The organism is Stappia sp. TSB10GB4 (assembly GCF_900185745.1).
Classification (GTDB): domain Bacteria; phylum Pseudomonadota; class Alphaproteobacteria; order Rhizobiales; family Stappiaceae; genus Stappia.
The window spans coordinates 238,177-248,679 of the sequence record NZ_FYAV01000049.1 but is presented as its reverse complement, the minus strand read 5'-3'; the positions used below and the strand labels follow the sequence as shown (position 1 = coordinate 248,679).

11 protein-coding genes are annotated in these 10,503 nt (G+C 67.2%); 8 read left to right on the top strand and 3 right to left on the bottom strand.

Annotated features, from left to right (window positions below):
* Together TSB10GB4_RS12590 and TSB10GB4_RS12585 are read left to right on the top strand one after the other, a co-directional pair.
* Positions 1-560 (top strand): integrase core domain-containing protein (locus TSB10GB4_RS12590; RefSeq protein WP_186396033.1); only part of this gene is annotated, 560 nt, incomplete at its 5' end.
* A 124-nt stretch (positions 561-684) separates the two neighbouring features.
* The gene (locus tag TSB10GB4_RS12585) at positions 685-1,737 is read left to right on the top strand and encodes a MaoC family dehydratase (RefSeq protein WP_186396032.1); all 1,053 of its coding nucleotides are present in this window, start codon (positions 685-687) and stop codon (positions 1,735-1,737) included.
* Between the two features lie 22 nt (positions 1,738-1,759).
* Here the strand turns inward: TSB10GB4_RS12585 and xerD are convergent, their stop codons facing one another.
* Together xerD and TSB10GB4_RS12575 are read right to left on the bottom strand one after the other, a co-directional pair.
* Positions 1,760-2,695 (bottom strand): site-specific tyrosine recombinase XerD, encoded by a 936-nt coding sequence (gene xerD, locus TSB10GB4_RS12580; protein WP_186396031.1) that lies wholly within the window; start codon positions 2,693-2,695, stop codon positions 1,760-1,762.
* A 22-nt stretch (positions 2,696-2,717) separates the two neighbouring features.
* Positions 2,718-2,861 carry a hypothetical protein gene (locus tag TSB10GB4_RS12575; RefSeq protein ID WP_186387712.1) on the bottom strand — a complete coding sequence of 48 codons (144 nt, stop codon included), beginning with the start codon at positions 2,859-2,861 and terminating at the stop codon, positions 2,718-2,720.
* A gap of 148 nt (positions 2,862-3,009) precedes the next feature.
* On the opposite strand from TSB10GB4_RS12575, the gene TSB10GB4_RS12570 reads away from it, so the two are divergent.
* Genes TSB10GB4_RS12570 through TSB10GB4_RS12560 form a run of 3 tightly spaced genes read left to right on the top strand, consistent with a single transcriptional unit; the run spans position 3,010 to position 6,189 of the window.
* Entirely contained in the window at positions 3,010-3,630 is a 621-nt protein-coding gene (locus tag TSB10GB4_RS12570) for a shikimate kinase (protein WP_186396030.1), read from the top strand.
* On the top strand, positions 3,627-4,781 hold the full coding sequence (aroB, locus tag TSB10GB4_RS12565) for a 3-dehydroquinate synthase (RefSeq protein ID WP_186396029.1): 1,155 nt from the start codon (positions 3,627-3,629) through the stop codon (positions 4,779-4,781). Before TSB10GB4_RS12570 ends, aroB begins: the two co-directional genes overlap by 4 nt.
* Before the next feature lie 52 nt (positions 4,782-4,833).
* Positions 4,834-6,189, top strand: coding sequence for an HlyC/CorC family transporter (locus tag TSB10GB4_RS12560; protein ID WP_186396028.1), 1,356 nt, complete (start codon positions 4,834-4,836; stop codon positions 6,187-6,189).
* A 68-nt stretch (positions 6,190-6,257) separates the two neighbouring features.
* Here TSB10GB4_RS12560 and TSB10GB4_RS12555 read toward each other — a convergent pair whose 3' ends face one another.
* Positions 6,258-6,560, bottom strand: a complete 303-nt coding sequence (locus TSB10GB4_RS12555; RefSeq protein ID WP_186387716.1) for a BolA family transcriptional regulator — start codon at positions 6,558-6,560, stop codon at positions 6,258-6,260.
* A 134-nt stretch (positions 6,561-6,694) separates the two neighbouring features.
* Here TSB10GB4_RS12555 and TSB10GB4_RS12550 point away from each other — a divergent pair, with 134 nt between their 5' ends.
* The 3 genes from TSB10GB4_RS12550 (at position 6,695) to cobT (ending at position 10,503) form a co-directional block, all read left to right on the top strand.
* Positions 6,695-7,315 (top strand): J domain-containing protein, encoded by a 621-nt coding sequence (locus TSB10GB4_RS12550; protein WP_186387717.1) that lies wholly within the window; start codon positions 6,695-6,697, stop codon positions 7,313-7,315.
* 297 nt (positions 7,316-7,612) lie between these two features.
* Positions 7,613-8,599, top strand: a complete 987-nt coding sequence (gene cobS, locus TSB10GB4_RS12545) for a cobaltochelatase subunit CobS (RefSeq protein WP_186396027.1) — start codon at positions 7,613-7,615, stop codon at positions 8,597-8,599.
* 11 nt (positions 8,600-8,610) lie between these two features.
* Entirely contained in the window at positions 8,611-10,503 is a 1,893-nt protein-coding gene (cobT, locus tag TSB10GB4_RS12540) for a cobaltochelatase subunit CobT (protein ID WP_186396026.1), read from the top strand.

The window sequence follows — 10,503 nt, the reverse complement described above, 5'->3', positions numbered from 1 at the left end:
ACAACGGTCTGCCCTTTGCCTCGCCCAACGGCCTCTACAACCTGTCGAAGCTGTCCGTTTGGTGGCTCCGGCTCGGCTTGCGGCTCGAGAGGATCAAGCCCGGCAACCCGCAGGAGAACGGCCGCCATGAGCGCATGCACCGCACCCTCAAGCAGGAGACAGCGCGTCCGCCGGGCATGAACGCCCTCCAGCAGCAGGGCCGCTTCGACGACTTCGTCAGCGAGTTCAACGAGGAGCGTCCCCATGAGGCGCTCGCCATGAAGACGCCGGCCGAAGCCTATGCCCCGTCCTCAAAAGCCTATGAGGGCCTGCCGGAGGTGGAATACCCCTTCCACGACAGGGACATCCTCGTCACCGCCTGCGGCCGCATCTGTATGGCAAGAAAAAAGATCAACGTCTCGACCGTGCTTGCCGGCCAGAGGCTCGGAATCACCGAAGTCGACGACGGCATTTGGCTCGTCAGCTTCATGCACTACGATCTGGGATATATCGACCTGGAACAGAGGACCCTGCAGACCATCGACAACCCGTTCGGCACGAGGGTGTCACCCATGTCTTAGGGACAATCTGTTACCCATGTCTCCGGGCCGTACAGGCGGAAGGCCAGCGCCCAAGGTCGGACTTGCACACCGGCCTGCCAGCCTGTCTTATTGCAGCGCAAAAGACGATCAGGGAGGCCGCATCGTGAGCAAGACCAGTCCGGGCAACTTTTTCGAGGATTTCCGCGTCGGCCAGGTCCTGCGCCACGCAACCCCGCGCACGCTGACACAAGGGGATATCTCGCTCTACAACGCCCTCTACGGCACGCGTTTTGCCGTGCAATCCTCGGACGATTTCGCCCAGCGCGTCCGCTATCCAGAGGCACCGGTCGACGACCTGCTGGTCTTCCACATCGTCTTCGGCAAGACCGTGCCGGACATCTCGCTCAACGCGGTCGCCAATCTCGGCTATGCCGGTGGCCGGTTCCTTGCGCCCGTCTTCGCCGGCGACACCCTGTCCGCCGTCTCCGAGGTGATCGGCCTCAAGGAGAACTCGAACGGGCGCACCGGCGTCGTCTATGTCCGCTCCACCGGCTACAATCAGGACGGCACCGAGGTGCTCGATTATGTTCGCTGGGTCATGGTGAACAAGCGCGATCCTGCCAGTCCCGCACCGGAGGCGACCGTCCCGAACCTGCCGGACGCCATCGCGCCGGAAGCCCTCGGCGATGCCTGCCCGCTGATCGACGTCGAGGCCTGGGACGACGACCTGGCGGGCTCGCCGCATCGCTTCCGCGACTATGCGGTCGGCGAGCGCATCGACCATGTGGACGGCATGACCGTCGAGGAGGCCGAGCACCAGATCGCCACCCGCCTCTACCAGAACACCGCCCGCGTCCATTTCAACCAGTTCACCGAAGGCCAGGGCCGCTTCGGCCGACGACTGGTCTATGGCGGCCATGTGATCTCGCTCGCCCGCGCCCTGTCCTTCAACGGTCTCGGCAACGCCTTCCACATCGCCGGTATCAATGCCGGGCGCCATGTTGCGCCGCTGTTTGCCGGCAACACGGTCTTCGCCTGGTCGCAAGTCCTTGAGAAGGCGGACATTCCCGGCCGCCACGATGTCGGCGCCCTGCGCCTGCGGATGATCGCGACCAAGGACCGGCCGTGCCACGACTTCCCGTTGACCGGGCCGGACGGCGCCTATGACCCTGCCGTCATCCTCGACTTCGACATCTGGGTGCTGATGCCGCGCTGAGCCTTGGCCGGCGGCACCACACTCAGCGTTTCCTCGCCAGCGGGTGATGGCCTTCGACCAGGGCCGCCAACCGCTCGTCGAGCACATGCGTGTAGATCTGCGTCGTCGAGATGTCGGCATGGCCAAGCAACTGCTGCACGACGCGCAGGTCCGCACCGTTCTGCAAAAGATGCGAGGCGAAGGCATGCCGCAGCACATGCGGTGAGAGCGCCAAAGGATCGAGTCCTGCCGACACCGCAAGGTCCTTCAGGTCGCGGGCGAAGGCTTGGCGGGTGAAATGCCCGCTCTCCCCATGCGAGGGAAACAGCCAGCGGCTGGCCGGACAGACCCCTTCCGCCCGCCGGCAGGCCACATAGGCGCGCATCGCCGCGCGCGCCGCCGGGCCGAGCGGCACCAGCCGCTCCTTGTTGCCCTTGCCGGTCACCGCGATCAATCGCTCGTCGCGCAGGGCCGCCGACAGCGGCAGCGACACCAGCTCGGACACGCGCAGGCCCGTGGCATAGAGCACCTCGAGCAGCGCGTGCAGGCGCAGTGTCCGCAGCCGTGCTGCCGAGGACAGGCTCTCGACCTCGCTCGCCTCCCGCGCGGCGGCCAGCAACCGGTCGACCTCCTCCTCGCCGAGCACCTTGGGCAGGGCGGCGCGGCGCTTGGGCGTCGCCACCGTGCGGGTCGGGTCGTCTGTGCGCAAGCCGTCGGAAAACAGATGCCGGTAGAACTGGCGCAGGGCCGACAGTCGTCGCGCCTGCGAACTGGCGGCAAAGCCGCGCCGGGTGAGATCGGAGAGATAGGCGGTGACGTCCTCGCGCGAGGCCGTAGCGGCCGCGGAGCGGCGCGCACCGAGAAACCCGGAGAAATCCTCAAGGTCGCGGCGATAGCTTTCCAGCGTGTTGGCCGCCGCGCCCCGTTCGGCCGACAGCATCTCCAGGAAGCCCTCGATCAGCAGCGCGTCGCTCGCCATCCCGCCTCCCGCTTCGGCCTCGCTAGCGCCCGAACCCGTCCATCCGCAGCCGCACCGTGATCTCGCGCGGTTCCGGTTCGACAAAGGTGCCCAGCGCGAAGACCGTACCGGCGACCGCGCCGGTGAGAACCAGGAGAACGAACAGCAGTCGGGCGATCGTGGGCATGGGTGTCGAAAGGGCTCCGGAACCGCCAGTGGACGCATCCCTTATCGGCCAGTCGTCGGCCGTGATGCAAGTCACCATCTGCATGCAGGCTTGACTATGCGGGCAGGACAAGGGCAAAGCGATGGGTCAAAAGGGAGAGCGCCGTCAGATGTCCGTCCTGCCGTATCTCGTCGAGGAAGAGCGTGCCGCCCGGCTTGTCAGCGCGCTTGGAACGCGCTCGATCGTACTTGTCGGCATCATGGGCTGCGGCAAGTCGAGCGTCGGCCGTCGTCTGGCCCAGACCCTGTCGCTGCCCTTCGTCGACGCCGACACCGAGATCGAGGCCGCCGCCAACCTGACCATTCCGGAGATCTTCGCCCAGCATGGCGAGGCCTATTTCCGGGCCGGCGAGCAGCGGGTTATCGCCCGCCTGCTGAAGAACGGTCCGCAGATCCTTGCCACCGGCGGCGGCGCCTATATGAACGCGGAGACCCGCACCGCGATCCGCGAGAGCGGCCTGTCGATCTGGCTCAAGGCGGATTTTTCGCTGGTGATGAACCGGGTGCGCCGCAAGCCGAACCGGCCGCTGCTCAACGACCCCGACCCGGAAGCGGTCATGCGCCGGCTGCTGGCCGAGCGCGAACCGGTCTATGCACAGGCTGCTCTCACCGTCCAGTCGCGCGACGTACCGCATGAGGCCGTGGTCGTCGACATCATTGCCGCGCTTGAGGATCACTTCGGTCTTGCGCCGGCGCTCAGCGAACAGGCGGAAGGAGCCGAACGCCGATGACCTCCCAGACCGCGACGGCCGAAACCTCGGCCACGGACCCGATTTGCGTTCCGGTCGATCTCGGTGAGCGCTCCTACGATATCCTGATCGGCCGGGGACTGGTGGACGAGGCCGGGACGCGCATTGCCGCCCGACTGCCCCGCTCGAACGTTGCTATCGTCAGCGACGAGACCGTCGCCGTCCATCATCTGGAGCGACTGCAGGCCTCGCTTGAGGCGGCCGGGATCGGCTTTGCCACCATCCTGTTGCCGCCGGGCGAGGCCAGTAAGCGCTTCGCGGTCTACGAGACGGTCTGCGACCGCGTGCTGGAGGCGCGGCTGGAGCGCAACGACGCCATCGTCGCGCTTGGCGGCGGGGTGGTCGGCGACCTCGCCGGCTTCGTCGCGGCCAGCGTCCGCCGCGGCATGCCCTTCGTCCAGATCCCGACGACGCTGCTGGCCCAGGTGGATTCGTCCGTCGGCGGCAAGACCGGCATCAATGTCCGCCACGGCAAGAACCTGATCGGCGCCTTCCACCAGCCGGCGATGGTGCTGGCGGATACTGCGGCGCTCGACACCCTGCCGCTGCGCGAGTTCCGTGCCGGCTATGCGGAGACGGTGAAATACGGCTTGCTCGGCGATGCCGGCTTCTTTGCCTGGCTGGAGCAGAACCACGCCGCCGTCTTTGCCGGCGGCCCTGAGCGCGAGGAGGCGATCGCCGTGTCCTGCCGCGCCAAGGCGCGTATCGTCGCCGAGGACGAGTTCGAGACGGGGGCCAGGGCTCTGCTCAATCTCGGCCACACGTTCGGCCATGCGCTGGAGGCGATCGTCGCCTATGACGGCACCCGCCTTGTCCATGGCGAGGGCGTCGCCATCGGCATGCGACTCGCCTTCGACTTCTCGGTCCGGCTCGGACTGTGCCCGCAGCCTGACCGCGACCGCGTGGCCGCTCACCTTGCCGCCGTCGGCCTGCCCACCCATATCAGCGACATACCGGGTCAGATGCCGCCCACCGACAGTTTTCTCGACATCATGGCGCAGGACAAGAAGGTGAGTCGCGGCGCCCTGACCTTCATCCTGGTGCGGGGCATCGGCGACGCCTTCATCGAGCGCGGGGTCGATATCGCCACCTTGCGCGACTTCCTGACGGACGAACTGGCTGCGCGATCCTGAGCCGGGTCGGCACCACCCGAACCTGGATCCCAACACGAGGGAGACGCAACCGATGAGCGACGCAAGCCTCTGGCTCTCCATCCTGGCGATCTTTGTCCTGCTGGTCATGTCCGGCTTCTTCTCCGGTTCGGAAACGGCGCTGACCGCCGCCTCGCGCGCCCGCATGCTGCAACTCGAGAAGAACGGCGACCGGCGCGCGGCCGTCGTCAGTCGCCTGATCATGGTTCGAGAACGGCTGATCGGCGCGCTGCTGCTGGGCAACAACCTGGTCAACATCCTCGCCTCTGCGCTGGCCACCAGCGTGTTGCTCAGCCTGTTCGGCGATGCCGGCGTCGTTTACGCCACCCTGGTGATGACCGCGCTCGTCCTGATCTTCTCCGAGGTGCTGCCGAAGACCTGGGCGATCTCAAATCCCGACCGCTTCGCCATTGCCGTCTCGCCGGTGGTCCGCGTCGTGGTGATCGTCTTCGGACCGGTCGTCAGCGCGGTAGAGATGATCGTGCGCGCCTTGCTGCGCCTGTTCGGCGTCGATGTGTCGGAAAACCGTATGGTGCTCTCCGCGCACGAGGAATTGCGCGGCACCGTCGATCTGCAGCATCTGGAGGGCGGCCTGGTGAAGGCCGAACGCGACCGCATCGGCGGCCTGCTCGACCTTGCCGACCTGGAAGTGTCGGACGTGATGGTCCACCGCACCAAGATGAACACGCTGAACGCCGACGAGCCGGTCGACAGGCTGATCCAGGACGCGCTGGCGAGCCCGCACACCCGCCTGCCGCTATGGCGCGGGCAGACGGACAACTATATCGGCGTGCTGCATGCCAAGGACCTGCTCAGGGCGCTGGCGGCAGCCGGCGGCGATGCCTCGCGCATCGAGATCGAGCAGATCGTCTCCCCGCCCTGGTTCGTGCCCGACACGACCAGCCTGCAGGACCAGCTCAACGCCTTCCTCAAGCGCAAGGCGCATTTCGCCCTCGTCATCGACGAGTATGGTGAGGTCATGGGGCTGGTGACGCTGGAGGACATCCTGGAGGAGATCGTCGGCGAGATTTCCGACGAACACGACGTGGAGCTCGCCGGCGTGCGCCCGCAGCCCGACGGCTCGATCATCGTCGACGGCGGCGTGCCGATCCGCGATCTCAACCGCGCGGTCGACTGGCGCCTGCCCGACGACGAGGCAACGACGATCGCCGGCCTGGTGATCCACGAGGCGCGGATGATCCCGGAAGAGCGGCAGGCCTTCACCTTCCACGGCTACCGCTTCACCGTGCTCAAGCGGGAAAAGAACCGCGTCACCCGGCTGAAGATCACGCCGCTGTCCAAGTCCGTGGCAGGTTCGGTGAAGGCGGTCTTCGCTGGACAGGCGGCAACGTCGCCGCAGGCTGCGGCTCCGACGACGCAATCGGGCTGATTTCGACGAAAAGCAGTCCGCGAACCGGCTCCATACGCCGGGCGCTCGACCCTTGTCTTCCCGCCGGTTCAGGCCAAAGAGGCCGGGCCGCCGCCCCGCGGGTCGCGCTCATCGGGCGCACGTGCCTCGATCGCCAGGGCATGCAATCCGGCATCGAAGGCCGGCTTGACGCAGTCGTTGATCGCCCGATGGCGCGCCACTCTGCTCTGGCCGGCCAGCGACGCGGCGACCATGCGGATACGGAAATGGGTCTCGCCGCCCTCGCGCCAGCCACCATGTCCGCGGTGCCGCTCGGATTCGTCGATCACCTCGAGGCTCTGCGGGGCAAAGGCGTCGCGCAGGCGTTGTTCGATCAGGTCCCGGATGCTCATGCCTTCCATGTGACAGACTTTTCGGCGCCGTCAAGACCTTGCCGAACGAGCCACACTCCCCCTATTTATGCGGATCGTCGCGGCCACAGCCGTATATTCCCGCCCCGCAGATCACGGAAACTGGACCAGGACCGGTGGCTTCGGACATTTTCGACCGCATCCGCATCAGCCCGAAGCGCCTTCGCGCCGAGGAAGAGTTCGCGTGCGAGCGGATCTGCGAGTGGGAGGGCTGCGACGAGCCGGGCACCCACCGCGCGCCCAAGGGACGGCATGCGGACGGCGAATACTACCATTTCTGCCTTGCCCATGTGCGGGACTACAACAAGTCCTACAACTATTTCGCCGGCATGGACGACGACGAGACGCGGGCCTACCAGCGCGACGCGCTCACCGGTCACCGCCCCACCTGGAAGATGGGCGTCAACGCCAAGACGGCAGACGAAGGCGCGCGCGCCTGGTCCGATGTCGATCCCCGTCAGGCGGCCCGGACACGCGCCGAAGCCCGCCGGCGCACGGGATCGGGCAAGACCACCGGCAGCGGCGCACGGGCTCCGAAACTCAAGCAACTGGAGGCCCGTGCCTTCGACACGCTCGGCCTGCCGCACCATGCCCGCGATGCCGAGATCAAAACCCGCTACAAGGACCTTGTGAAGCAGTTGCACCCGGATGCCAATGGCGGCGACCGCTCGCTGGAGGACCGGCTGCGCGAGATCATCAATGCCTACTCGCTGCTGAAGAAGGCCGGCTTCTGCTGAGCCGATCCGCCGCCGCGCGCCGAAGCGGGCTTGCCAGTTGGTCCGGATCGGCTATGAAATCGGAGATCTCCCGGATCTCCGGATCGCCTCAGGCTGCTGACGCCGAGCGGTCTCCCGTCGCGGGGAGATCCCTTTCCCGGCGCAATTCGCGCCAGCGCCGCCTGCGACGAGGCGTTTTCACTTGGCCGAACGGGGCTCTGGCAATAGGGTCTGGTTCGAATTTTGCGCCGCCGCATCTCGCGGAGCGCTGTGCACGACATCGCGGATCCCGCCAGGCAGCGGGCCAGCGGAGGAAAGATGACTGACAAGACCCTGCCCGTCGAACACCTGCCGGATACCACGGTGTCCGTGCGCGAGACCTTCGGCATCGACAGCGACCTGACGGTTCCCGCCTACAGGGAGCCGTCGGCGCACACGCCCGATCTCGACCCGGACTATCTCTTCGACCGGCAGACCACCCTGGCGATCCTCGCCGGCTTTGCCCATAACCGCCGCGTCATGGTCACCGGCTATCACGGCACCGGCAAGTCGACCCATATCGAGCAGGTCGCCGCACGGCTCAACTGGCCCTGCGTGCGCGTCAACCTCGACAGCCACATCTCGCGCATCGACCTGGTCGGCAAGGACGCCATCGTCGTCAAGGACGGCCGTCAGGTCACCGAATTCCGGGACGGCATCCTGCCCTGGGCACTGCAGAACAACATCGCGCTGGTCTTCGACGAGTACGACGCCGGTCGCCCCGACGTGATGTTCGTCATCCAGCGCGTGCTGGAAGTGTCCGGCCGCCTCACTCTGCTCGACCAGAACCGGGTGATTCGCCCGCATCCCGCCTTCCGCCTGTTCGCGACAGCCAACACGGTCGGCCTCGGCGACACGTCGGGCCTCTATCACGGCACTCAGCAGATCAACCAGGGTCAGATGGACCGCTGGTCGATCGTCACCACGCTGAACTATTTGCCGCATGACAACGAGGTCGAGATCGTCCTGGCCAAGTCGAAGCACTACCAGAACGACGAGGGCCGCAAGATCGTCTCGCGCATGGTTCGCCTCGCCGACATGACCCGCAACGCCTTCATCAACGGCGACCTGTCGACCGTGATGAGCCCGCGCACAGTCATCACCTGGGCCGAGAACGCGAGCATCTTCAAGGATGTCGGCTTCGCCTTCCGCGTCACCTTCCTCAACAAGTGCGACGAGATGGAGCGCACGCTGGTCGCCGAGTTCTACCAGCGCTGCTTCGGCGAGGAACTGCCCGAGTCCGCCGCCAACGTGGTGATGAGCTGACCGGCAGTCCCATGCGCAATCCGCCCTCCGAGAAGAGCAGGCCCACGAGCGAGCCGTTGAAGCGGGCGATCGGCGACACCATGCGCGCCATCGCCGCCGACGCCGAGCTTGAGGTGCTGTTCTCCTCCGACAAGCCGTCGCTGTCGGGCCACACGGCCCGCCTGCCGGAGCCCTCGCGGCGCCTCACAGCCGACGAGATCGCCGTCACGCGCGGCCTCGGCGACGCCATGGCGCTCAAGCTCGCCTGTCATGACCCCGGCCTGCACCGCAGGCTGGTGCCGCAGGGCGAGACGGCCCGCGCCATCTTCGACGCGGTCGAGCAGGCGCGCTGCGAGGCGGTCGGCGCCAACCGTATGCCGGGGGTGTCCGACAATCTCTCCGCCATGCTGGAGGACCGCAGCCGCAAGGCCGCCTATGCCGACGTCGCCAGCCGCGAGGACGCGCCGCTGGAGGAGGCGATCGCCTATATGGTGCGCGAGCGCCTGACCGGCCGGCCGGCACCCAAAAGCGCCGAGCCGATGATCGCCCAGTGGCGCGGCTGGATCGAGGAAAAGGCGGGCGAGGCGCTCGACCTGCTCGCCGACCGGATCGAGGACCAGCAGGACTTCGCCAAGCGCCTGCGCAAGGTGCTGACCTCTCTCGAGATGGACGAGGATATCGGCCAGGAGAGCGAGGACGAGGACGGCGAGAGCGAAGACGCCGAGGGGCGCAACGAGCGCGGCGAGACCTCCGCCGACGGCGAGGAGGAAAGCGGCGAGGACGAGGGCGCGCCGCAGGAGATGGAACTCTCCGGCGAGGAGACCGAGGCGGGCGAGACCGAAGGCCTCGACGGCGACCTGCAGGAGCTGACCCAGGACGACCAGGCGGACCAGGCCGAGGAGCCCGGCGAAAGCCGGCGCCGTGAGCTGCCGCTCTCCAACCTTCCGCCGACGTCGGACTACAAGGTCTTCACCAACCGCTTCGACGAGACGGTGCCGGCCGAGGAACTCTGCGACACCGCCGAACTCGACCGCCTGCGCAGCCATCTCGACAAGCAATTGGTCAACCTGCAGGGTGCCGTCGCCCGGCTGGCCAACCGCCTGCAGCGCAAGCTGCTCGCCCAGCAGAACCGCTCCTGGTCCTTCGACCTGGAGGAGGGCATGCTGGACACGGCGCGCCTGACCCGCGTCGTCACCGACCCGATGCAGCCGCTCGCCTTCAAGCAGGAGAGCGACACCAATTTCCGCGACACCGTGGTGACGCTGCTGCTCGACAATTCCGGCTCAATGCGCGGCCGGCCGATCACCGTCGCCGCGACCTGCGCCGACATTCTGGCTCGCACGCTGGAGCGCTGCGGCGTGAAGGTCGAGATCCTCGGCTTCACCACCCGCGCCTGGAAGGGCGGGCAGTCGCGCGAGGCGTGGCTTGCCGCCGGCAAGCCGGCCCAGCCCGGCCGCCTCAACGACCTGCGCCACATCATCTACAAGTCCGCCGACGCACCCTGGCGCCGCGCCCGCCGCAATCTCGGCCTGATGATGCGCGAGGGCCTGCTGAAGGAGAACATCGACGGCGAGGCGCTGGACTGGGCCCACAAGCGCCTGCTCGGCCGCTCCGAGGCCCGCAAGATCCTGATGATGATCTCGGACGGCGCCCCGGTCGACGATTGCACCTTGTCGGTCAACCCCGGCAACTATCTCGAGCGGCATCTGCGCTACATCATCGAGGAGATCGAGACCCGCTCGCCGGTGGAACTGATCGCCATCGGCATCGGCCACGACGTCACCCGCTACTACCGCCGCGCCGTCACCATCGTCGATGCGGAGGAACTGGCCGGCGCCATGACCGACCAGCTCGCCGATCTGTTCGACGAGCAGACGCAGGCACCGTCGCGCGGTGGTCGCGGACGGCGCCGCGCGGCGCGCTGA

What these genes read in the sequence shown, in the direction of transcription:
- xerD (WP_186396031.1), bottom strand. Translation starts at nt 2,695, where the DNA reads ATGGCGAGCGACGCGCTGCTGATCGAGGGCTTCCTGGAGATGCTGTCG.
- TSB10GB4_RS12575 (WP_186387712.1), bottom strand. Translation starts at nt 2,861, where the DNA reads ATGCCCACGATCGCCCGACTGCTGTTCGTTCTCCTGGTTCTCACCGGC.
- TSB10GB4_RS12570 (WP_186396030.1), top strand. Translation starts at nt 3,010, where the DNA reads ATGTCCGTCCTGCCGTATCTCGTCGAGGAAGAGCGTGCCGCCCGGCTT.
- aroB (WP_186396029.1), top strand. Translation starts at nt 3,627, where the DNA reads ATGACCTCCCAGACCGCGACGGCCGAAACCTCGGCCACGGACCCGATT.
- TSB10GB4_RS12560 (WP_186396028.1), top strand. Translation starts at nt 4,834, where the DNA reads ATGAGCGACGCAAGCCTCTGGCTCTCCATCCTGGCGATCTTTGTCCTG.
- TSB10GB4_RS12555 (WP_186387716.1), bottom strand. Translation starts at nt 6,560, where the DNA reads ATGAGCATCCGGGACCTGATCGAACAACGCCTGCGCGACGCCTTTGCC.
- cobS (WP_186396027.1), top strand. Translation starts at nt 7,613, where the DNA reads ATGACTGACAAGACCCTGCCCGTCGAACACCTGCCGGATACCACGGTG.
- cobT (WP_186396026.1), top strand. Translation starts at nt 8,611, where the DNA reads ATGCGCAATCCGCCCTCCGAGAAGAGCAGGCCCACGAGCGAGCCGTTG.